Origin of the sequence: Pseudomonas moraviensis subsp. stanleyae, from assembly GCF_036283065.1 — a bacterium.
Taxonomy (GTDB): Bacteria; Pseudomonadota; Gammaproteobacteria; order Pseudomonadales; family Pseudomonadaceae; genus Aquipseudomonas; species Aquipseudomonas stanleyae.
Genome location: NZ_JAADJI010000003.1, coordinates 206224 through 229061, shown reverse-complemented (window position 1 = coordinate 229061; position 22838 = coordinate 206224). Strand labels below are relative to the sequence as shown.

At 54.9% G+C, this 22838-nt stretch carries 23 protein-coding genes and 1 tRNA gene; 21 read left to right on the top strand and 3 right to left on the bottom strand.

All coding sequences use genetic code 11. The features are described 5' to 3' along the window. The first annotated feature begins 24 nt into the window (after positions 1–24). Genes GXB78_RS06140 through GXB78_RS06115 form a run of 6 tightly spaced genes read left to right on the top strand, consistent with a single transcriptional unit; the run spans position 25 to position 5978 of the window. Positions 25–1578 (top strand): sugar ABC transporter ATP-binding protein, encoded by a 1554-nt coding sequence (locus GXB78_RS06140; RefSeq protein ID WP_329514753.1) that lies wholly within the window; start codon positions 25–27, stop codon positions 1576–1578. After that, complete coding sequence (locus tag GXB78_RS06135) at positions 1575–2552, top strand: ABC transporter permease (protein ID WP_016774040.1); 978 nt, start codon at positions 1575–1577, stop codon at positions 2550–2552. The genes GXB78_RS06140 and GXB78_RS06135 overlap by 4 nt, the downstream gene beginning before the upstream one ends. Before the next feature lie 3 nt (positions 2553–2555). Further along, a complete protein-coding gene (locus tag GXB78_RS06130; RefSeq protein WP_329514752.1) occupies positions 2556–3575 on the top strand; it encodes a LacI family DNA-binding transcriptional regulator in 1020 nt (339 codons plus the stop codon). Positions 3576–3599: 24 nt separating this feature from the next. Beyond that, on the top strand, positions 3600–4517 hold the full coding sequence (gene rbsK / locus GXB78_RS06125) for a ribokinase (protein WP_329514751.1): 918 nt from the start codon (positions 3600–3602) through the stop codon (positions 4515–4517). After that, entirely contained in the window at positions 4514–4918 is a 405-nt protein-coding gene (gene rbsD / locus GXB78_RS06120; protein ID WP_329514750.1) for a D-ribose pyranase, read from the top strand. The genes rbsK and rbsD overlap by 4 nt, the downstream gene beginning before the upstream one ends. A gap of 31 nt (positions 4919–4949) precedes the next feature. Then, positions 4950–5978, top strand: a complete 1029-nt coding sequence (locus GXB78_RS06115) for a nucleoside hydrolase (RefSeq protein ID WP_329514749.1) — start codon at positions 4950–4952, stop codon at positions 5976–5978. Between the two features lie 33 nt (positions 5979–6011). On the opposite strand, the gene GXB78_RS06110 is transcribed toward GXB78_RS06115, so the two are convergent. Next, positions 6012–6212 (bottom strand): hypothetical protein, encoded by a 201-nt coding sequence (locus tag GXB78_RS06110; protein ID WP_329514748.1) that lies wholly within the window; start codon positions 6210–6212, stop codon positions 6012–6014. 131 nt (positions 6213–6343) lie between these two features. Between GXB78_RS06110 and GXB78_RS06105 the strand changes: the two genes are divergently transcribed. Then, the gene (locus GXB78_RS06105; RefSeq protein WP_329514747.1) at positions 6344–6646 is read left to right on the top strand and encodes a hypothetical protein; all 303 of its coding nucleotides are present in this window, start codon (positions 6344–6346) and stop codon (positions 6644–6646) included. A gap of 167 nt (positions 6647–6813) precedes the next feature. After that, entirely contained in the window at positions 6814–7131 is a 318-nt protein-coding gene (locus GXB78_RS06100; RefSeq protein ID WP_065615026.1) for an I78 family peptidase inhibitor, read from the top strand. 65 nt (positions 7132–7196) lie between these two features. Here GXB78_RS06100 and GXB78_RS06095 read toward each other — a convergent pair whose 3' ends face one another. Continuing rightward, complete coding sequence (locus GXB78_RS06095) at positions 7197–7409, bottom strand: cold-shock protein (RefSeq protein WP_003179963.1); 213 nt, start codon at positions 7407–7409, stop codon at positions 7197–7199. A gap of 290 nt (positions 7410–7699) precedes the next feature. Further along, positions 7700–8002, bottom strand: coding sequence for a hypothetical protein (locus GXB78_RS06090; RefSeq protein ID WP_329514746.1), 303 nt, complete (start codon positions 8000–8002; stop codon positions 7700–7702). A 370-nt stretch (positions 8003–8372) separates the two neighbouring features. Here GXB78_RS06090 and thrS point away from each other — a divergent pair, with 370 nt between their 5' ends. From thrS to GXB78_RS06025, 13 genes are all read left to right on the top strand, one after another. Beyond that, positions 8373–10295: a threonine--tRNA ligase gene (gene thrS, locus GXB78_RS06085; RefSeq protein WP_329514745.1), complete on the top strand. Its 1923-nt coding sequence runs from the start codon at positions 8373–8375 to the stop codon at positions 10293–10295. After that, positions 10295–10846, top strand: coding sequence for a translation initiation factor IF-3 (infC, locus tag GXB78_RS06080; protein WP_169432615.1), 552 nt, complete (start codon positions 10295–10297; stop codon positions 10844–10846). Before thrS ends, infC begins: the two co-directional genes overlap by 1 nt. 60 nt (positions 10847–10906) lie before the next feature. Beyond that, positions 10907–11101 carry a 50S ribosomal protein L35 gene (gene rpmI, locus GXB78_RS06075; RefSeq protein WP_002553160.1) on the top strand — a complete coding sequence of 65 codons (195 nt, stop codon included), beginning with the start codon at positions 10907–10909 and terminating at the stop codon, positions 11099–11101. Between the two features lie 27 nt (positions 11102–11128). Beyond that, a complete protein-coding gene (rplT, locus tag GXB78_RS06070) occupies positions 11129–11485 on the top strand; it encodes a 50S ribosomal protein L20 (RefSeq protein ID WP_002553161.1) in 357 nt (118 codons plus the stop codon). Between the two features lie 109 nt (positions 11486–11594). Then, the gene (gene pheS, locus GXB78_RS06065; RefSeq protein WP_003226365.1) at positions 11595–12611 is read left to right on the top strand and encodes a phenylalanine--tRNA ligase subunit alpha; all 1017 of its coding nucleotides are present in this window, start codon (positions 11595–11597) and stop codon (positions 12609–12611) included. A 26-nt stretch (positions 12612–12637) separates the two neighbouring features. Beyond that, positions 12638–15016: a phenylalanine--tRNA ligase subunit beta gene (gene pheT / locus GXB78_RS06060; protein ID WP_329514744.1), complete on the top strand. Its 2379-nt coding sequence runs from the start codon at positions 12638–12640 to the stop codon at positions 15014–15016. 3 nt (positions 15017–15019) lie between these two features. Further along, positions 15020–15322, top strand: a complete 303-nt coding sequence (ihfA, locus tag GXB78_RS06055) for an integration host factor subunit alpha (protein ID WP_002553164.1) — start codon at positions 15020–15022, stop codon at positions 15320–15322. After that, on the top strand, positions 15303–15659 hold the full coding sequence (locus GXB78_RS06050; protein ID WP_003179985.1) for a MerR family transcriptional regulator: 357 nt from the start codon (positions 15303–15305) through the stop codon (positions 15657–15659). The genes ihfA and GXB78_RS06050 overlap by 20 nt, the downstream gene beginning before the upstream one ends. 89 nt (positions 15660–15748) lie before the next feature. Then, positions 15749–15825, top strand: a tRNA-Pro gene (locus tag GXB78_RS06045). Positions 15826–16574: 749 nt separating this feature from the next. Continuing rightward, the gene (locus GXB78_RS06040) at positions 16575–17627 is read left to right on the top strand and encodes a ComEC/Rec2 family competence protein (RefSeq protein ID WP_329514743.1); all 1053 of its coding nucleotides are present in this window, start codon (positions 16575–16577) and stop codon (positions 17625–17627) included. A 73-nt stretch (positions 17628–17700) separates the two neighbouring features. Continuing rightward, positions 17701–18918 (top strand): ABC-three component system protein, encoded by a 1218-nt coding sequence (locus GXB78_RS06035; RefSeq protein WP_329514742.1) that lies wholly within the window; start codon positions 17701–17703, stop codon positions 18916–18918. Beyond that, positions 18902–19450, top strand: coding sequence for an ABC-three component system middle component 1 (locus GXB78_RS06030; protein ID WP_329514741.1), 549 nt, complete (start codon positions 18902–18904; stop codon positions 19448–19450). The genes GXB78_RS06035 and GXB78_RS06030 overlap by 17 nt, the downstream gene beginning before the upstream one ends. Next, positions 19431–22559 (top strand): AAA family ATPase, encoded by a 3129-nt coding sequence (locus tag GXB78_RS06025; RefSeq protein WP_329514740.1) that lies wholly within the window; start codon positions 19431–19433, stop codon positions 22557–22559. Before GXB78_RS06030 ends, GXB78_RS06025 begins: the two co-directional genes overlap by 20 nt. The last annotated feature ends 279 nt before the right edge of the window (positions 22560–22838 follow it).

The window sequence follows — 22838 nt, the reverse complement described above, 5'->3', positions numbered from 1 at the left end:
CCGGGCGAGCGCGTGGAGATTTCTATGTCAGTTTCCGCTCCGAACGCTGTCCTCTCGGTCAGCGGTATCGGCAAGACCTATGCGCAACCGGTGCTCACCGGCATCGATCTGACGCTGATGCGCGGTGAAGTACTGGCGCTGACCGGCGAAAATGGTGCCGGCAAAAGTACCCTGTCGAAGATCATCGGTGGCCTGGTCACACCCACCACGGGCCAGATGCAATTCCAGGGCAAGGACTACCGTCCTGGCAGTCGTACCCAGGCTGAAGAGCTTGGCGTGCGCATGGTCATGCAAGAACTCAATCTGTTGCCGACGCTGTCGGTCGCGGAAAATCTGTTTCTGGATAATTTGCCAAGCAGTGCTGGCTGGATCAGCCGCAAGCAGTTGCGCAAGGCGGCGATCGAAGCCATGGCGCAGGTCGGCCTCGATGCGATCGATCCGGACACGCTGGTCGGCGAGCTTGGAATCGGTCATCAACAGATGGTCGAAATCGCCCGCAACCTGATCGGCGATTGCCACGTGCTGATCCTTGATGAGCCGACCGCGATGCTCACGGCGCGCGAAGTCGAAATGCTCTTCGAGCAGATCACGCGATTGCAGGCCCGCGGCGTTTCCATCATCTATATTTCCCACCGCCTCGAAGAGCTGGCGCGGGTAGCACAGCGCATTGCTGTGCTGCGTGACGGCAATCTGGTCTGCGTCGAGCCGATGGCCAACTACAACAGCGAGCAACTGGTCACCTTGATGGTCGGTCGCGAATTGGGCGAACACATCGACATGGGGCCGCGCAAGATCGGCGCTCCGGCGTTGACGGTCAAAGGCCTGACGCGTTCGGACAAAGTCCGCGACGTGTCCTTCGAGGTGCGAGCCGGAGAGATTTTCGGCATTTCCGGGTTGATCGGGGCAGGGCGCACGGAATTGCTGCGGCTGATCTTCGGTGCCGACACGGCTGACAGTGGAACCATCGCGCTCGGCTCCCCGGCCAAAGTTGTGAGTGTTCGCTCGCCAGTGGACGCCGTGCGCAATGGCATTGCCCTGATCACCGAGGATCGCAAAGGCGAAGGGCTGTTGCTCAGTCAATCGATCAGCGCCAACATCGCCTTGGGCAACATGCCGGAAATCTCCAGTGGCGGTTTCGTCAACAATGGCGACGAAATCTCCCTGGCGCAGCGTCAGATCGAGGCCATGCGCATCCGCAGTTCGAGCCCGACGCAATTGGTCTCGGAGCTGTCCGGCGGCAATCAGCAAAAGGTCGTGATCGGTCGCTGGCTGGAACGTGATTGCTCCGTACTGCTGTTCGACGAGCCCACTCGCGGTATCGACGTCGGCGCCAAGTTCGACATTTACGGTTTGCTCGGCGAACTGACCCGTCAGGGCAAGGCGTTGGTGGTGGTGTCCAGTGACTTGCGCGAGTTGATGTTGATCTGCGACCGGATCGGCGTGCTCTCGGCAGGGCGCCTGATCGACACCTTCGAGCGCGACAGCTGGACCCAGGATGATTTGCTTGCCGCCGCATTCGCCGGCTACCAAAAACGTGATGCGTTGCTCAACGAAGCAGCGCCTAGGGATCTCCCATGAAAACTGCATCCTCTGCCAGTAAACGTAGTGGCAATTTTTTCGGCCTGGGTACTTATCTGGGCCTGGCCGGTGCCTTGCTGGCGATGATTGCGCTGTTCTCGGTCCTGAGCAGCCATTTCCTCTCGTACAACACTTTCAGCACCCTGGCCAACCAGATTCCCGACCTGATGGTGCTGGCAGTGGGCATGACCTTCGTGCTGATCATCGGCGGCATCGACTTGTCGGTCGGCTCGGTGCTGGCGCTGGCCGCATCGACGGTCAGCGTTGCGATTCTCGGTTGGGGCTGGAGCGTTTTGCCCGCTGCCCTGCTCGGCATGGCGGTAGCAGCTTTGGCCGGGACCATCACTGGCTCGATCACTGTCGCTTGGCGAATTCCGTCGTTCATCGTCTCCCTCGGCGTGCTGGAGATGGCCCGCGGTGTGGCCTATCAGATGACCGGCTCGCGTACCGCTTACATTGGTGATGCGTTTGCCTGGCTGTCGAATCCGATCGCGTTCGGTATTTCCCCCTCGTTCATCATCGCTTTGTTGGTGATTTTCATCGCGCAGGCGGTTTTGACCCGCACCGTTTTCGGTCGCTACCTGATCGGCATTGGCACCAACGAAGAGGCGGTGCGTCTGGCCGGGATCAATCCCAAGCCCTACAAGATTCTGGTGTTCAGCCTGATGGGGTTGCTGGCGGGCATCGCTGCGTTATTTCAGATTTCACGTCTGGAAGCGGCTGACCCGAACGCAGGTTCAGGCCTGGAACTGCAAGTGATCGCCGCGGTGGTTATCGGCGGTACCAGCCTGATGGGTGGGCGCGGTTCAGTGATCAGCACGTTCTTCGGCGTGTTGATCATTTCCGTACTTGCGGCCGGTCTCGCTCAGATTGGTGCAACGGAGCCGACCAAGCGCATCATTACCGGTGCGGTGATCGTGATCGCCGTGGTGCTCGACACCTATCGCAGTCAACGCGCCAGTCGCCGGGGCTGAACCATGGCAACGATCAAGGATGTAGCGGCACTCGCGGGCATTTCCTATACGACCGTGTCGCACGTGGTGAACAACACCCGCCCGGTAAGTCAGGAAGTGCGACGCAAAGTGGAGGCGGCGATCAAGAGCCTCGACTACGTACCCAGTGCCGTGGCGCGCTCGCTGAAAGCCAAAACCACGGCGACCATCGGCCTGCTGGTGCCCAACAGCCTCAACCCGTACTTCGCCGAACTGGCGCGGGGAATCGAGGATTACTGCGAGCGTAATGGCTACTGCGTGATCCTCTGCAACTCCGACGACAACCCGGAAAAACAGCGCAGTTATTTGCGTGTGTTGCTGGAAAAACGTATCGACGGTCTGATTGTCGCCTCCGCTGGTGGTGACAGTGGTCTGGCAGAAGGGCTGGCGGGCGTGAAGACGCCGATGGTCATCGTCGACCGTGGCCTGGAGGGTGTGAATGCCGATCTGGTGCGCATCGACCACGAATACGGCGCTTATCTGGCAACCCGTCACCTACTTGAGTTGGGTCATCGCGACATCGCCACCATCGGTGGTCCGGCGAGTACCAGCGTGGCGCAAATGCGTCGGGCCGGTTATTGCCGGGCGCTGCGAGAGGCGGGAATCGAGGCGCGCGCGGAGCGCATGCTTGAGAGCGACTTCACCAGCACCGGTGGCTACAACGCCGCCGCCCGCTTGCTTGAAAGCAATCCGCCGAGTGCGATTTTTGCCGGTAACGACATGATTGGCATCGGTGTGCTGCGTGCAGCGGCCGAACGTAACGTGCGGGTACCGGCCGAGTTATCGGTAATCGGCTTCGATGACATTCAAATGAGTCGTTATGTCTATCCGGCGCTGACCACGGTCGGCCAGTCGATCCTGCAACTGGGCGAGATGGCCGCCGAGGTGCTGTTGCGCAGAATTGCTGCGCCGGATTCCGGCACCGATCAACGCATCGTGACTCCCAGCATTGTCCTGCGCGAATCGACCGCGCCGCTGTCCGGCGTGTTCACCCAATATCGCTGAAACCGAATTGATGAGTAGTGATGTATGCCAGCAAATGTAGTGGTAATAGGCAGCCTGAACATGGACCTGGTCACCCGGGCGCCCCGGCTGCCTCGCGGCGGTGAAACGCTGATCGGTCATTCCTTTGCCACGGTGGCGGGCGGTAAGGGCGCCAATCAGGCAGTTGCCGCAGCGCGCCTGGGCGCGCAGGTGGCGATGATCGGTTGCGTCGGAAATGACAACTACGGGGTGCGGTTGCGCGATGCCTTGGTTGCTGAGCACATCGACTGCGCGGCCGTCAGTGTCGTGGAGGATTCCAGTGGCGTGGCGCTGATTGTGGTTGATGACAACAGCCAGAACGCTATCGTGATTGTCGCCGGTGCCAACGGCGCGATGACCCCGACAGTGATCGACCGCTTTGATGCGGTGTTGCAGGACGCCGATGTGGTGATCTGTCAGCTCGAGATTCCCGATGCGACGGTCGGACATGCGCTCAAGCGTGCGCGTGAACTGGGCAAAACCGTCATCCTCAACCCGGCACCGGCCAGCCGTCCTTTGCCGGCAGACTGGTTTGCCGCGATCGACTACCTGATTCCCAACGAAAGCGAAGCGGCGGCGTTGAGCGGTTTGGCGGTCGACTCGCTGCAGACGGCTGAAACGGCTGCCAGCCGATTGATCGCCATGGGCGCCGGTAAAGTCATCGTCACCTTGGGCGCGCAGGGTTCGTTGTTCGCCAATGGCAAAGGCTTCGAACATTTCCCCGCGCCGACCGTGAAGGCGGTGGATTCCACGGCGGCGGGGGACACTTTTGTCGGCGGTTTCGCCGCCGCGCTGGCCAGCGGCAAGTCCGAGGCCGAGGCGATTCGCTACGGGCAGATCGCCGCTGCGCTGTCGGTTACCCGCGCCGGTGCGCAACCGTCCATTCCAACCATGTCCGAAGTACAGGCGTTCAGACCCGCATGAAAAAGACTCCTTTGCTCAACGTCGCGTTGTCGCGACTGATCGCGTCTCTGGGCCACGGTGACATGGTGGTGATTGGCGACGCTGGTTTGCCTGTGCCGCCGGGTGTCGAATTGATCGATCTGGCGCTGACCCATGGCATCCCTGACTTTCTCAACACACTGAAAGTCGTGCTCAGCGAAATGCAGGTGGAAAGCCATGTGCTCGCCAACGAGATCTTCGACAAGCAACCGACGGCACTGGCCGATCTGGATGCGTTGAGCGAAGAGGGCGCGCTGGGGCGTAGGGATTTGCTCACTCACGAACAGTTCAAGGTGCTTAGCCGACAGGCCAGGGCGATCATTCGTACAGGAGAATGTCAGCCGTACTGCAACATCGTTCTGGTCGCCGGGGTTACATTCTGATTTCCGATTTCACCTGCACAAGGAATGCGCTATGCAACGCTATGCTGAAAAATTTCATCAACTGATCCGGAGCCTGCTGCTTTTGTCCGTGCTAACTGCGACTGGCGCCCAGGCGGCGGAAAAGATCGACCTGATCATCGACACCGATCCAGGCGCTGACGACGTGGTGGCGTTGCTCTTCGCCCTGGCATCGCCGGATGAGCTGAATATCCGCGCGCTGACTACCGTGGCCGGCAATGTGCGCCTCGACAAGACCTCGCGTAACGCGCGTTTGGCTCGTGAGTGGGCGGGGCGCGAAGATGTACCGGTTTACGCCGGCGCCCCGAAACCGCTGATGCGCACGCCGATCTACGCCGAGAACATTCATGGCAAGGAAGGCCTGTCGGGCGTCACGGTTCACGAACCGAAGAAAGGCCTGGCGAAAGGCAATGCGGTCAACTATCTGATCGACACCCTTAAGTCGGCCAAACCGCACAGCATCACCATCGCAATGCTCGGTCCGCAGACCAATTTGGCTCTGGCGTTGATTCAGGAGCCGGAAATCGTCCAGGGCATCAAGGAAGTGGTGATCATGGGCGGGGCGCATTTCAACGGTGGCAACATCACACCCGTCGCCGAATTCAACCTCTTCGCTGATCCGCAGGCTGCCGAGGTGGTTCTCAAGAGCGGGGTGAAACTCACCTATCTGCCGCTGGACGTGACCCACAAGATCCTCACCAGTGACGCACGTCTGAAGCAGATTGCCGCGCTGAACAACAATGCGAGCAAGATCGTCGGCGACATTCTCAACGAATACATCAAGGGCGATATGGAGCACTACGGCATTCCCGGTGGCCCGGTACATGACGCGACCGTTGTGGCGTACCTGCTCAAGCCTGAGCTGTTCACCGGTCGGGCGGTCAATGTCGTAGTGGACAGCCGTGAAGGACCGACATTCGGCCAGACCATCGTTGACTGGTACGACGGTCTGAAAGCGCCGAAGAATGCGTTCTGGGTCGAAAATGGCGACGCCCAGGGCTTCTTCGATTTGCTGACCGAGCGCTTGAAGCGTTTGAAATAAGTAGTCAACCCGCAGGCTGTTGTCTGCGGGCTCTCACTGCGCCTGTTCGGCCTGCGCGATCGGGTATCGTTCGAATACCTGATTGATGAATTGCTGCGCCGCCTCGATTCCCAGCTCCTTGACCAATAGATCGATGCCGATCAGCGCCAGCTCTTCCGTCGTACCGGGGCTGTAAGAGCTGTGTCCGTCTGCCCATTTGGCTTTGATGTCGGCGTCGATGCTGAGGCTGGTCATGAGTAGGCTCGAAAGGTCAGGGTGTCTGTTTTTCGAGTTAACCATTTTGCGCAGCATTTGGCACTGCGACTTAGGCATGAGCGGAGCGCTATGCGACACTTGGTCTTTTCCGGCTTGGCAAGGACCCTGTTGTGCAGATCGATCTGAATACCCCCGACGGCCCCACACTCGAAGCTGTGCGCCAATTGCTCGCCTCGGCCAGCGATGACGAGCACACGCAGTTGCGCGTGACCAAGGGCGGCATCGCCTATTTGTCCACCGTGACAGGCGGGCAGGATATCGACGGTCTGCTGTTTCGCCTGGAAACCTGGGCAAAGGGCTCCGGCTATGTTGGCAAGGTCGCGGCCAGCGATGAAGTCTGGGTGATGCAGATTTTCAACGCGCTCAGGGACAACTGGCCGAATCCGCCGGTTGACTACATCGACGTTTATTGAGCGTCGTTAATATTCAGTCACGATTGTTTAATGAGTCGCCGCAGGCAGCTCAGGCACACTCGGCATTTTTCCGCTCGTGGGGCAGGGCATGGCTTGAGCCTTGAAACCAAACGCCGCATTGGCGGTCGCACGATCTCTGCTTAAACATTTGAAAACAAGGAGGCTTCATGCCTTTGAAGTTCGCGACACTGGGTGCACTGATGGCCGCTGCGCTGTTGGCTGGTTGCAGCACAACCTCCAGCGAGTCGGCAAAGGAGCCCGTGGCGGCTGAATCCGGAAATAGCCGCTGCGAAGCATCGGCAGCACAATTTGCCGTCGGCAAGAAAGCATCCCCTGAGTTGCTGGATCAGGCGCGTGCCAAGGCAGGGGCGCAAAACGCGCGCTTCCTCAAGCCGAACGACATGATCACCCTGGAATACCGCTCCGACCGCCTGAATCTGAACACCGACAACAACCTGGTGGTTACCCGCGTCAACTGCGGCTGAGTCCTTTTGTTTCAGGCATAAAAAACCCCGTCACCAGGACGGGGTTTTTTTAGTGCGCCAGGAAATTACTCTGGGCGAACCTGTGCAGCTTGCATACCCTTTTGGCCTTTCTCAGCCACGAAAGAGACGGTCTGGCCTTCTTTCAGGCTTTTGAAACCGTCGGATTCGATAGCTTTGAAGTGTACGAACAGGTCGTCACCGCCACCTTGAGGAGTGATGAAGCCGAAGCCTTTTTCATCGTTGAACCATTTAACGGTGCCGGTTTGGCGATTAGACATGGTGTATCTCCAAGAAACATATATTTTCAGTAGTACTGTGCTGCTCAGGCCAACTGGGCACACCCGGGTATCATAGTCGAAATGTTCGCTTTGGTAGCCCCCCGGACGTGCTGTTTGCCAATCAGTCGTGTTTTCTTTACCACCTGTTTGCGCTGAAAGGCCCGGTTTGAAAGGCTTTCAGCGAAACGTAAAGACGATAAAAAAACCTGTAAAACCTGCATAAATCGTCTGAAAAGGCTCATTTCCAACACTTTTTTCTGCCTTTCAGCCGATCAGAATGCTCGGTTTTATTATTTTTTCGCCGGAGTATTTGCCTTGCATTTGGCGATCTGACCAAGGGCTTTCTGTTGCAATTCAGGAGTTGCCTTGTTGTCCATCAGCGCCTGAATGTCGCTGGCCGGATAAGACTTGATGGCGTCAGCACCGCAAGCGCAGTGGGATTTCGCTGCCGCAGCACCGATTTGCTGCGTGGCAGCCTGGGTGCACTGGGCCATGTACTTCTCGCGCTCGCCTTTCGGCCAGTCGGCATGGGCGCTCAGTGGCAGCAGCAGAACGACGGGGGCGACGGCGGCGAATAAGCTTTTCAGACGCATGCGAGGATGCTCCTTGTGGGTCAATGTCTTGTTATCTGAGGGCGCAAGGGCCGATCAAGTTCAGCACTCTGGCATAAAAACGGACATTTCGCCTTCTGCCAAATCAGGGCTCAAGCGACCGCTCATCTGTGCTAGCATGCCGGGCTCAAGCGTTCTCAGGCTTCGGATGACCTTCAGTCCCGAAGCGGTCGGCGTGCGAATTTTCCCGATTTGAATCCCAGTCACTCTGGTTCGGTTTTCCGGTTGGCCGCAAGGCTCCTGCCGCTGTAAGGCAGGCGTTCGTCATTGAATGGCCTGGATCGGATCTTGTACTGGCTCATCCCAACCCACGTGACCTTTGGTAGGGGTCACCACTAGGAGAGGAGGCGCCATGCCAACTATTACTCTTCCCGACGGCAGTCAACGTTCATTCGATCACCCGGTTTCCGTTGCCGAGGTCGCCGCATCCATTGGTGCAGGCCTGGCCAAGGCCACGCTCGCCGGCAAGGTCAATGGCCAACTGGTCGACGCCAGCGACATCATCAGTAGCGACGCGACCCTGCAAATCATTACGCCAAAGGATGAAGAGGGGCTGGAGATCATTCGCCACTCTTGCGCGCACCTGGTTGGCCACGCGGTCAAGCAGCTGTACCCGACCGCGAAGATGGTCATCGGCCCGGTCATCGACGAAGGCTTCTATTACGACATCGCCTACGAGCGTCCTTTTACGCCGGAAGACATGGCGGCCATCGAACAGCGCATGCAGCAGCTGATCGAGAAGGATTACGACGTCATCAAGAAAGTCACTCCGCGCGCCGAAGTGATCGAAGTGTTCAAGGCCCGTGGCGAAGACTACAAGCTGCGTCTGGTCGAAGACATGCCGAACGAACAGGCGATGGGTCTGTATTATCACGAAGAATACGTCGACATGTGCCGCGGTCCGCACGTGCCGAACACGCGTTTCCTGAAATCCTTCAAGCTGACCAAGCTGTCGGGCGCCTACTGGCGCGGCGACGCCAAGAACGAGCAGTTGCAGCGCGTTTATGGCACCGCCTGGGCTGACAAGAAGCAGCTGGCGGCGTACATCCAGCGCATCGAAGAAGCTGAAAAGCGCGATCACCGCAAGATCGGCAAGCGTCTGGGCCTGTTCCATACCCAGGAAGAATCTCCGGGCATGGTGTTCTGGCACCCGAACGGCTGGACTTTGTACCAGGTGCTCGAGCAGTACATGCGCAAGATCCAGCGCGACAACGGCTACCTTGAGATCAAGACTCCTCAAGTCGTCGATCGCAGCCTGTGGGAGAAATCCGGACACTGGGCCAACTACGCCGACAACATGTTCACCACTCAGTCGGAAAACCGCGACTACGCGATCAAGCCGATGAACTGCCCGTGCCACGTGCAGGTGTTCAATCAGGGCCTGAAAAGCTACCGCGAGTTGCCGATGCGTCTGGCCGAGTTTGGTGCTTGCCACCGTAACGAGCCGTCGGGTGCGTTGCACGGCATCATGCGCGTGCGAGCGTTTACTCAGGACGACGCGCACATCTTCTGCACCGAAGAGCAGATGCAGGTCGAGTCCGCTGCGTTCATCAAGCTGACCATGGATGTCTATCGCGATTTCGGCTTTACCGAAGTCGAGATGAAACTCTCCACTCGTCCGGAAAAACGCGTCGGCTCCGATGAACTCTGGGACCGCGCTGAAGCCGCATTGGCTGCAGCCCTTGATTCTGCTGGTCTGCCGTACGATCTGCAGCCGGGCGAGGGTGCCTTCTACGGGCCGAAGATCGAGTTCTCGCTGAAAGATTGTCTCGGTCGCGTCTGGCAGTGTGGTACCTTGCAGCTCGATTTTAACCTGCCTGTCCGTTTGGGCGCTGAATACGTCTCCGAAGACAACAGCCGCAAACACCCTGTGATGCTGCACCGGGCGATCCTCGGCTCGTTCGAGCGTTTCGTCGGGATTCTGATCGAGCACTACGAAGGTGCTTTCCCTGCTTGGCTCGCGCCAACCCAGGCGGTGATCATGAATATCACGGATAAACAGGCAGATTTTGTTGCAGAGGTTGAAAAAACTCTCAACGAAAGCGGATTTCGTGCCAAGTCCGACTTGAGAAATGAAAAGATCGGCTTTAAAATCCGCGAGCATACTTTGCTCAAGGTTCCCTATCTTTTGGTTATCGGAGATAAGGAAGTCGAGATGCAGACTGTCGCTGTGCGTACTCGTGAAGGTGCTGACCTGGGCTCGATGCCCGTCGCCCGGTTCGCTGAGTTTCTCGCGCAAGCGGTTTCCCGGCGTGGTCGCCCAGATTCGGAGTAATTATTATTAAGCGTGAAATGAGACAAGATAAACGAGCTGCACCGAAAGCCCCGATCAACGAGAATATCTCGGCACGCGAGGTTCGGTTAATTGGCGCTGATGGCGAGCAGATTGGCATCGTCTCGATTGATGAAGCGCTTCGTATCGCTGAAGAAGCAAAGCTTGATCTGGTGGAAATTTCCGCAGACGCAGTCCCGCCCGTTTGCCGGGTGATGGACTACGGCAAATCGATCTTCGAGAAGAAGAAGCAGATTGCCGCGGCAAAGAAAAACCAGAAGCAGATTCAGGTTAAAGAAATCAAGTTTCGTCCAGGGACGGAGGAAGGGGATTACCAGGTAAAACTGCGCAACCTGGTACGTTTCCTGAGTGACGGGGACAGGGCCAAGGTATCCTTGCGATTCCGCGGCCGTGAGATGGCCCACCAGGAGCTGGGGATGGAACTCCTCAAGCGGGTTGAACAAGACCTGCTCGAGTACGGTTCGGTCGAACAGCATCCTAAGATGGAAGGACGCCAGCTGATCATGGTCATCGCCCCGAAAAAGAAGAAGTAATCAACAGGGCACGGCAGGCCTTCTGATTATGTTTATCAACTGAATGCGGAGTATCCGAACATGCCAAAAATGAAAACCAAAAGTGGTGCTGCCAAGCGGTTTCTGAAAACTGCTAACGGCATCAAGCACAAGCACGCTTTCAAGAGCCACATCCTGACTAAAATGTCGACCAAGCGTAAGCGTCAACTGCGCGGTAGCAGCTTGCTGCATCCGTCTGACGTGGCAAAAGTCGAGCGCATGCTGCGCCTTCGTTAATTTAGTCAAGAATAGAGGAAGTAACTCATGGCTCGTGTAAAGCGTGGCGTCATTGCCCGTAAGCGTCACAAAAAAATTCTGAAACTTGCTAAAGGCTACTACGGCGCACGCTCCCGCGTATTCCGTGTTGCCAAGCAAGCGGTAATCAAGGCAGGCCAATACGCCTACCGTGACCGTCGTCAGAAAAAACGTCAGTTCCGCGCTCTGTGGATCGCTCGTATCAACGCTGGTGCTCGTGTTAACGGTCTGTCCTACAGTCGTTTCATCGCTGGCCTGAAAAAAGCGTCCATCGAGATCGACCGCAAGGTTCTGGCTGATCTGGCAGTGAACGAAAAAGCGGCGTTTGCTGCGATTGTCGAGAAAGCTAAAGCCACCTTGGCTTAAGTACCCCCGACAGTCACCCGGCCTCACCTCTGTGGGGCCAGGTGTTAAACGTCATAAATAGGGGAAGAGCCTTCAAGCTCTTCCCCTATTTTGTATCTGGAGTCTGTACATGGAAAACCTGGATGCGCTGGTCTCTCAAGCACTAGAGGCTGTGCAAAGCGCTGAAGATATCAATGCCCTGGAGCAAATCCGGGTTCAATACCTTGGCAAGAAGGGCGAATTGACTCAGGTGATGAAGACCCTGGGGAATCTGCCGGCCGAAGAGCGTCCGCAAGTCGGCGCGCTGATCAACGTTGCCAAGGAACGTGTTACAGGCGTTCTCAATGCGCGCATGGCCCTGTTTGAAGAAGCCGAGCTGGCTGCCAAACTGTCTGCCGAATCCATCGACGTGACATTGCCGGGCCGTGGCCAGACCTCCGGTGGTCTGCATCCGGTCACCCGGACTCTGGAGCGCGTCGAGCAGTTCTTCACCCGCATCGGTTACGGCATCGCCGAAGGCCCTGAGGTCGAAGACGACTACCACAACTTCGAAGCCCTCAACATCCCAGGCCATCACCCGGCCCGGTCGATGCATGACACCTTCTATTTCAATGCCAACATGTTGCTGCGCACCCATACCTCGCCGGTACAGGTCCGCACCATGGAATCGAAGCAGCCGCCGATCCGCATCGTCTGCCCAGGCCGCGTGTATCGCAGCGACTCCGATATCACCCATTCGCCGATGTTCCACCAGGTCGAAGGCCTGCTGGTTGATCGCGACATCAATTTTGCCGACCTCAAAGGCACCATCGAAGAATTCCTGCGGGTGTTCTTCGAAAAAGAACTGGCTGTACGTTTCCGTCCTTCGTACTTCCCGTTCACCGAGCCATCCGCTGAAGTCGATATGGAATGCGTGATGTGCAGCGGTAAGGGCTGCCGCGTGTGCAAGCAGACTGGCTGGCTGGAAGTGATGGGCTGCGGCATGGTGCACCCGAACGTGCTGCGCATGTCCGGCATCGATCCGGAAGAGTTCTCCGGCTTTGCCTTCGGCATGGGCGTCGAGCGTCTGGCCATGCTCCGTTACGGCGTGAACGACTTGCGTCTGTTCTTCGACAACGACTTGCGGTTCCTCGCGCAATTTCGCTAGTCGTAACGAATTCTTAGGAGAGCAGGATGAAATTCAGTGAACAATGGCTGCGTGGCTGGGTTAGCCCGCAGGTAGGTCGCGACGAGCTGGTTGCCCGTCTGTCGATGGCCGGTCTTGAGGTCGATAGCGTCACCCCGGCCGCCGGTGTATTCAGTGGTGTCGTCGTGGGTGAGGTGTTGAGCACCGAGCAGCACCCGGACGCCGACAAGTTGCGTGTGTGCCAGGTCAGCAGTGGCGCGGGAACCTTCCAGGTCGTGTGCGGAGCGCCAAACGTGCGCCCGGGCCTGAAGATTCCGTTCGCCATGATCGGCGCTGAACTGCCGGGCGACTTCAAGATCAAGAAGGCCAAGCTGCGCGGTGTCGAGTCCAACGGCATGCTGTGCTCGCAAGCCGAGCTGCAGGTCGGTGAAGGCAACGATGGTCTGATGGAGCTGCCGGCCGATGCGCCGGTGGGCGAAGACTTCCGTGTGTACCTGGATCTGGAAGACGCCAGCATCGAGGTCGACCTGACCCCGAACCGTGGCGACTGCCTGTCCCTGGCCGGTCTGGCCCGTGAAGTCGGCGCGCTGTACGCCGTGCCGGTCACCCGCCCTTCGGTGGCTGCGGTTGCAGCGGTGCACGACGAAGTGCGTTCGGTCGAGGTGCTGGCGCCAGCCGCCTGCCCACGTTACCTGGGTCGGGTCATCCGTAACGTCGACCTGTCGAAGCCAACCCCACTGTGGATGGTTGAGCGTCTGCGTCGCGCTGATGTGCGCAGCATCGACGCTGCCGTCGACATCACCAACTACGTGATGCTCGAACTGGGTCAGCCGCTACACGCCTTTGACCTCGCCGAAATCAATGGCGGCATTCGTGTGCGCATGGCTGAAGAGGGCGAGAAGCTGGTTCTGCTCGACGGTCAGGAAGTCAGCCTGCGTAGCGATACGCTGGTCATCGCCGACCACACTCGTGCATTGGCGATCGCCGGTGTCATGGGTGGAGAGCACAGCGGTGTTTCCGCGACCACGCGTGATGTGTTCCTTGAATCCGCGTTCTTCGATCAGATCGCCGTGGCGGGCAAGGCCCGTTCCTACGGCCTGCACACCGATGCCTCGCATCGTTACGAGCGTGGCGTTGACTGGCAACTGGCCCGTGAAGCCATGGAGCGCGCCACTGGCCTGCTACTGGATATTACCGGCGGCGAAGCTGGTCCGATTATCGAGACCGTCAGCGAGCAACATCTGCCGGCGATTGCGCCGATCACCCTGCGTGCCCAGCGCATCACTCAGATGCTCGGCATGGAAATGGATTCGGCACAGGTCGAGCGTCTGCTCAGCGCCCTGGGCTTGAACATTAGCACTGACGGGGAAGGGCAGTGGCGCGTTGAAGTGCCAAGCCATCGCTTCGACATCAGCCTGGAAGTCGACCTGATCGAAGAGCTGGCGCGTCTGTACGGTTACAATCGTCTGCCGGTTCGCTACCCGCAAGCGCGCCTGGCGCCGCAAGCCAAGGCCGAAGCGCGCAGCGATCTGCCTGAGCTGCGTCGTCTGCTGGTTGCTCGCGGTTATCAGGAAGCGATCACCTACAGCTTCATCGATCCGAAACAGTTCGAGCTGTTCAATCCAGGCGTCGAGCCACTGTTGCTGGCCAATCCGATTTCCAATGACATGGCAGCCATGCGTTCGTCGCTGTGGCCGGGGTTGATCAAGTCTCTGCAGCACAACCTCAACCGTCAGCAGGATCGCGTGCGTCTGTTCGAGAGCGGTCTGCGCTTCGTCGGTCAGCTTGAAGGCTTGAAGCAGGAGCCAATGTTGTCCGGGGTTGTCTGTGGTAGCCGTTTGCCGGAAGGCTGGGCTCAGGGTCGCGATACCGTCGACTTCTTCGACGTCAAAGCTGATGTTGAAGCAGTACTGGGGTTTGCCGGTGCCTTGGACTCGTTCACTTTCGCTCCGGGCAAGCATCCGGCGCTGCATCCGGGGCAAACCGCGCGTATCGAGCGGGAGGGGCGTGAAGTCGGTTTCATCGGTGCCATTCACCCTGAATTGTCGAAAGCGCTGGGTCTGGATCGTCCGGTATTTGTATTCGAGCTGGTTCTGGCGGAAGTGGCGCTCGGTAAAATGCCGAAATTCCATGAGTTGTCGCGCTTTCCTGAAGTGCGTCGTGACCTTGCATTGATCGCGCATAAAGACGTCGCGGCCTCGGCTGTACTGGACGTAATCCGTGAAAATGCAGGCGAATGGCTCACAGAGCTCAGGCTGTTTGACGTGTATCAGGGTAAAGGTATTGATCCTGATAGAAAAAGCCTTGCAGTCGGCTTGACCTGGCAGCATCCATCGCGCACTCTTAATGACGATGAGGTGAATTCGACGACGCAAAATATCCTCACCTCGCTCGAACAAAGGTTGAACGCCACGTTAAGGAAGTGACGTATGGGGGCTTTGACGAAAGCTGAGATGGCGGAACGTCTGTATGAAGAGCTGGGCCTGAACAAGCGGGAAGCCAAGGAATTGGTCGAACTGTTTTTCGAGGAAATCAGGCACGCTCTTGAAGACAACGAGCAGGTCAAATTGTCCGGTTTCGGCAATTTCGACCTTCGGGACAAACGCCAGCGGCCTGGCCGCAACCCGAAAACGGGGGAAGAAATCCCGATCACGGCTCGCCGTGTGGTCACCTTTCGTCCAGGGCAGAAGTTGAAGGCCCGAGTTGAGGCTTATGCTGGAACCAAGTCATAACGACGAACTACCCGTCATCCCGGGCAAACGCTACTTCACCATCGGTGAAGTCAGCGAGCTGTGTGCGGTAAAGCCACACGTGCTGCGCTATTGGGAGCAGGAGTTTCCTCAGCTCAACCCCGTCAAACGCCGCGGGAACCGCCGGTATTATCAGCGCCAGGACGTGCTGATGATCCGGCAGATCCGCGCGCTCCTTTACGATCAGGGTTTCACCATCGGCGGCGCACGTCTGCGTCTGTCCGGCGACGAAGCCAAAGACGACACTACCCAGTACAAGCAGATGATTCGGCAGATGATTGCTGAGTTGGAAGATGTGCTGGTGGTGCTCAAGAAATAAAAAGCAGCGTTTGAATACTTCCAGTTTTCAAAAGCTTGCGATATATTCTTGAGCGCTCTTCGAGGTGAAGAGCGAAACGCAACATCAGTCGGGGCGTAGCGCAGTCCGGTAGCGCACTAGCATGGGGTGCTAGGGGTCGAGTGTTCGAATCACTCCGTCCCGACCATATTTTTCAATGACTTAGCCCGATCTGAAAAGATTGGGCTTTTTCATGTCAAAAAAATACTCCCACATTTACTCCCACGGATATCTTGGATCTCGGTGGATATGCCACTTGAGAGGCGTTCGACGCTAGTTAAACGGGGTGCCGATTTGGAGAGCGGTTGATGCTGAGTCGCGCCGCAAAGCATGGTAAGCCGCACGACCGTAAACACAGTCAACGTCGTTGTCTCTGAAAACATTCCGACTAGGCTCTAGAACGATATTCAGCAGAAAAATATAAAACATGCCCCCAACCGCATAAGGTTTACGAGCGATGGTGAGTGGCGTTTTCTGATAGGGACCAAGCTGGATTCAGATGATCTGGAGGGAGGGTACAGAGCTCATCAAGGACAAGCTAATCCGCTCTTGGTCGGTAGCAACAACTGCGATCGGCTGTGTTCGACCCAATATGGTATCCGCGTAACTGGTTTGCTGGGCTTGGAGGTGTCTACGAAACCAGGGGCGATTCAGTGCATCCAAGCCCGAGTCTTTTAACGGGTATCTGGCTCGGCAACCAACTGAGGGACCTATTCAGCATGCAGATCTGTTGTTATCTGACTAGTGCCTAGGCACTGTACGAATGAGAGGAAGATTCTGTCGGTTGTCTGACGCCAGCAATTGGCTTGGACGCTTCCCTTGGAAGTCTTCCGCATAGGGCCTATGCTACTGGCATCTTGACAGCCTGGCAGGGCCAGGCACAGACAGGGAGTCCTGATGGCTATCATCGTCCGCGTTCTCAAAGCGAGGCATGGAGACTGTATTCTCGTAAGCCATGAGGGGTCTGGCGGGGCGTTCAATCTGCTGATAGATGGAGGAACGTCTACGACCTTCAGGCATGGGCCACGGCAGCGTTACGCCGGTGAGCTGTGCGATACCCTCGATGACTTGAAAGTCAAAGGGCAGCACATCGATCTAGCCATTCTCACCCATGTTGATGACGATCATATCAATGGACTCATCAAGGCCTTTGAGAAGCCAGGGTATCTCGGTGATATGGTCAAATCCATCTGGTTTAATTCTTCGCGATTCATCACACGTCATTTTGATGTGCCCGAAATACCCGAAAATAATATTGAGCTGCTTGATGACGACCCGCAAACGTCGGTGAAGCAAGGAAAAGATCTGGAAGAATTGCTTGATAAGATTGGCTGCGTTCGAGCTCCGCTTATAATGGCAGGGCAGACTCATCAAGCCGGTCCCTTCACACTCAAGGTCTTGTCGCCTGGTCGAGAGCAACTTGAGAAACTGTTGCATGTATGGCCGTCGGAAGTCGATTCAGGAAAGACCTCGGCGCACGACACTGACTATCATTTAGCTCTTCAAGATATCTGGTCTGATGATAAGTTCCAGTCTGATGCCTCTATTTACAACGGCAGCTCTATAGCATTCATACTCGAAGCTGATGGCAAGCGCATGCTTTTTCTGGGCGACGCACACGATGGCGTAGTGTGCGAAAGCTTACGGACTTGTGGTCACAGCAAAACCAACAAGCTCCAATTGGAGCTTGTTAAATTGTCGCATCATGGAAGTCGATATAACACAAGTAACGATTTGTTAGGACTGCTGGATTCGCCGGTTTATATTGTGTCCACTGATGGGTCTAGGCATGGGCTTCCGAACAAAAGGACGATAGCCAGAATCATCAAATCTACGCAGGGTAAAGTGTGTTTTAACTATGATCATGTGGCCGCTCCCCTGCTGCTAGCTCATGAAATGGAGGAATACTCCTCTCGTCTAGAAGTGCTCGATGATGAAATCAGATTCTAATAAGACAGTTTCGGAAGTTATGCAGTCATACTGTGTAACGGTTAATGGCGGAAGCGGCGTTCTGGTGAATGCCATGACTCAGGAATTTTCCTACGTGCTCACAGCTAGGCACGCTGTTTTCGAAGACGCTGCCCGTAACGTGGTAGTTGACCATAATCAGAACTCCATTGATGTACTGGGCGTCTTGGTTTTCCCCAAAGTGGGGCAGCAGGAACCCTTGGATTGCGCAATATTGAAAATTACGCATCAGGCGGGCCTATCTCAGAAATCTTGGAGTGCCGCTCACTTGCCACCGCAGGCCAACCTTACTTTTGTGGGCCTCCCAAAGGCGGAAAGGGCGAGTGCAACGCCAATCAAGCACCGTACTGGCCAAGCGGCCAGCGTAGTCAACGACCTTATAACCCTGGAATTGGCGGGTATTCCGAGTAAGGACATCATTCAAGGGATGTCTGGAGGTGGTGTATACCATATAGATAACGATTATCCGTATCTGGTGGGTGTGGAATTCGAGATGGAGGCCAGTTGTCTGGATCACCAGTATGGTCGTGTCGATTGTCATGGCCTCGCTCGATACACCGAACTCCTCACCCTTCATTCAAGTGCGCCAATGATTCCGCCACACATGGAGTGCTTTTCGAGAATGCGGGATCGGATTTTCGCGTTCAATGTGTATGATCCCAGTAACGTTCAGCATCTGAAGTCCGCACTGCTTGATTTTGCAGATTTGTTAATCAAGAGCGGAATGCCTCCGCCTTACGAAATCATGGAGCGCTATGATGTCCAGTTATTGCTCGATGCGGGGGAGTCCAGCGTGCTGGAAACCCGGGAGTTGTGGGTCGCTTATTTAGAGTTTGTCGTGATATCCGCCCTCATGGACGGTACTGGAAGTGCAGATAACGGCTACATCAGCACGATTGATAAGAAGCGTCGACTTCTGTACACCAACGATGTCACCAACTGGCTTCGTCGATTGGATGAGGTTCTCAAGATTGCGCGTAAGTTACTCGACAAAGATGGCACGCTCGTGGTTGCGTCGCCCGATGCCGCTGCAAAACCTTTTCCTAAAGATTTCATGCTTAAAAATGTGATTGGCAACATAGCAATCGTCCCGAGCCAACCATTTTCTATTGATGAAGTTGAGAGTGCGATTTACACCAGTTATAAATTGACTCACCTGGAAGGTTTGCGCAACAGCTGTGTCATCGAAAAAGAGTCTGACTATCGCACCTTGGCGCCGGGTAGAGATCAACTGCTAGAGCTCAGGAAGAATTTGAATGAAATTATTAACTAAAGACTACGACTTTGAATTTCTCGCCGCTGAGTTTGGTGATATGGCGTTTCACATGTTTCGCTCAGATGATTCCCTGTCCTATATTTCGTGCATTGCCTGCCTTTGTAAAGAGTCATCAGTTATCGTAAAAAATTGGCGGGTGATCCAAAACCTTGTTTCGGTTCACCACCAACCTCCGGGAAACCTCGCGGCGTGGAACGTGTATATCGCTTTTGTGACGATCGGCACGGTGCCGATTTGGGATAAATACCAGATCGAGAACAACAAATACTCTGCTCGTAAATTGATAATTGATGGGTATGCTGAATTGCCCACGGTTGAGCAATTGACTGACTGTTTGGGAGAACAGCTCCTAGGATCAGATTTGACGCTGGATCCTCGTGTTGCGGAAACCAGAGACCCATTATTGTCGCTGGAGAAATTTGTTCGGGGCGCGCCGTTAGATCAAAAAATTGAATCCAAGGAAAAACGCGCGTCAATGATAAATGAAATTATAGAATCTCTGAAAAAAAATGAAAATAAAAAAGGTTGAAATTGAAGCATTTCGTGCTTACAAAATTAAATCAGAAGGCACTTTCGATTTTACGAATGCTGATGATGTTCCTTCTAATTTTGTTGCGATATTTGCTCCTAACGGATTTGGTAAAAGCTCGTTTTATGATGCTGTCGAATGGGCGGTCACGAATCATTTGGAGCGTTTAGGCGGCGACTACAATAGAGCTAATTATGAAGGCGCCGCCCGCGCGACCAAGGACGTGGACAAGGGGCAGGAGATTCTTCGAAATAAATACGTCGACGACGACGTTAAAACTCAGGTGGTTGTTTCAACTACGCTGCCTACTCCTTTTTCACGAGAGTTGGGGAAAATACGCGTTAATGGACGCGACTTGCGTTTTGGAGAAAAAGGACGCGAGAACGATTATTTTCGGCGTGTCATCTTAAGTCAAGACGAGATTGACAGATTCCTCCGGGAGGCGAAGCCGCAAGAACGTTATAAGAAGTTCATGGAGAATTTCGGCGGGGAAACTGAAAAGGCCCGCAAGGAATTGACCGCACTTATCCTTGATAATAAATCTGAGCTGCTGGTTTTGGATTCTCAGCGCGAAGCCATTATCTCCGAGCTGGATCAGCCTGTTGACCTCTCCATCTTTGATAGTTTCAATGCATTAGCTACACAGCTCAACGCTGGTGGTGAGAACATCTTGCTTGCGGACGAGAAATTTTCCGCTCAGGCTGAACATGCACTGAATGCAAGCCTTGTCTCCCGACAACACGAATTAAATGTAGAGCGTGAAGCTAATGTTCGGGCGGTTGACACTCTTGCTGATAGATTAGTAAAGATTCCTGAGATTGAACTGAATAGCCAATTTCTCATCGATCAGAAAGCTATTTCAGCGCGTCTTGATCAGGGTGTAAAAGATGCTGGTGTCTATCAGGAGCTCCTGAACGCTCATGAAAAAAGCACAAGCGATGTCTTAGAAGCGAATCAGCGCTCGACAGATATTATTGAAGTAATCAATCATTCCGCTGGGTTCTTTCAGTCTGAGTCCCGCCTAAATGAGATTGCCAAACGTCAAATAACGCTAGGAGATAGCCGATCAGGTCATGCCGCTCAGTTGTCAGGGTTTGCAAAGGCCTTGAGCGATGTTACCCACGAACTCAAAGAGGCTGACGATCGCGCTGCGTTTCTTAGGAATTCCATCGATAATGCTGGGCCGATATATGCAGAGCTAACATCTCATCGTGCGCGAATGGAGTTGATCGCTCAGCAAATTGCTGAGAAAGAGGTTTCGGTTCGCCTTGATACAGCAAAATCAGATGGCCTTCAAGATGACTTGAAGAAAGTGTCAAGTTTCGAACTTACTGCAAACTTTATCTTGTCTGCGGTTGAAGGCGCTAAATATCTAGGTCAAGAGAATATTGAGCGCTTGACCAAGTGTTTTACTGAGTTGGAATCCATTGATCTCCATGACAAAACTGTGCATGTGACTCAAACAGCCTTGGCTAACCAGATGGGTGTGCATGAACGTTTAATTTCCACCGGCCTCGACTACCTCAGTGCATGGCCGTCAAATATTTGCCCGCTGTGCAGCACCCCCCATGAAGATGCCGACAAGCTCAGGCTGAAAGTTAAATCACAGACTCTCCTGTCGCGCCTTAGTCAGGAAAACGCGGAACTCCTCGTGCAGTCGGAAACACGTCGTAAGCAGCTGTTGGATGAAGTGAAATCCATCACCAGAGTGGCGGAAGAGGCACATGGGCAGCAGTTGGCTGACCTTCGCGGAACAATCAAGGAGTTGAGTGCAAGACTGGAGCTCATTCAGCGAGAAAAGTCTGATCTTGAGGTGGAAAAACGCGCCTTAGAGGACAGAGTCCACACACTCGATAAGACCGTATGGAGCCTCGCACCGGATGAGCTCTTGACCCGTGCACGAGGCGAGATCGCTCAGCTTACACTCAAGCGTTCCGAACTTGTGAATCGCCAAACTGAGTTATCTGAAGAGATTGCACAGCTCAATCGAAAGGTTTCAGGGATTGGTGCGGATTTGCAGGTGCTGACAACGGAAGCCGATACTCTTAGATCTCAAGCGTCCTATCTGCTTGTCTCTCAGTACCTGGTTAATAACGGTATCAATTCAGCCCAGTTGGTTGAATATTGTCAGGCCGAGAAGAGTAAATTTGAATCTCAACTCGCTAACGCCACGGCCGCTACAGCTAAGCTGACGACTCAGTGCAGTGCGCTCCAGCAGAAGATGGTGTCCGATGGGACGTGGGTGAGTTTTGCCCAGCTTCGATCTCAGAAAGATGGGCTTGATCTGGAATTGGCTCGCGCTCAGTCCGCAATTAACGCTTTTTATGAAAGCCTTGCCGCTTTGATGGTTGTTCGCTTGGAGGATAGTTTAGACCAAGTTAAAGCACTGATCACCAGTGAGCTCCAAACCCGTCGCTTGCGCACCGAGCAACTAGAAACCGCTGAAAACAGTTTCAAACTGCTGTTGGAATTGATGACTGCCTTTAAACCCTACATTAAGCGGCTATCACTTCAAGATGAGTTGGCTGAACTGGAAGCGAAGCTGGATCAGCGCAGCCAGGTTGAAATTCTCCTGAGTTCGGAGCGGTCTGCTGTGATCGAACAGCTGAAGACAATGATTAATAACTTCTTCTATGAAGATCTCATCAACGTTATCTACAAAAAAATTGACCCGCACCCATCCTTTAAGAAGGTAGAATTCAGGCCGGATTTTGACTCAGATAAGCCCGGTTTGAACATTGTGGTGAGTGACGAAGACGGGATTTTGATTTCTCCAATCCTATACTTCAGCGCTGCTCAGTCCAACATCCTCAGTCTCAGTGTGTTTCTGGCCGGTGCGCTTCATGCCAAGGATGATCAGGGCAATCCGATTGATGTCGTGATGATCGATGATCCTATTCAGTCGATGGACTCCATCAATATTCTCTCAACCATTGATCTTTTGCGCAGTATCTGTCTACAGTTTGATAAACAAATTATCATCTCCACACACGATGAAAATTTCTTCGGCCTTCTACAGCGCAAGATTCCAGCTGAGATTTTGGGTGCAAAGTTTCTGCAATTGGAAAAATTTGGAGTGGTAGTGCCGGTCGAGCCATTCCTAAATTAGCGCGTTGTCACGGAACGGATTAATTCGCCCCTTCCGTGATACATCATCCGGCGACGGAATATTTAGGGGGCTGGTCTGACACCGCGCGGTATCTGCTAATCAATCAATTTGAGGAAGTTGTTGTGAGCTGTAGGGGCTATAAGTTAGTTTGTCGTCTCGAATCACATAGCCGTTGAGTAAGCTGGTTTACGCTGGCCTTGTACACCGCACGTTCAAATATTTTGAAATTAAAAGCTGTTGATGATGGCGATATCGAGTGCGCTTTCGGAGTTCTTTGCT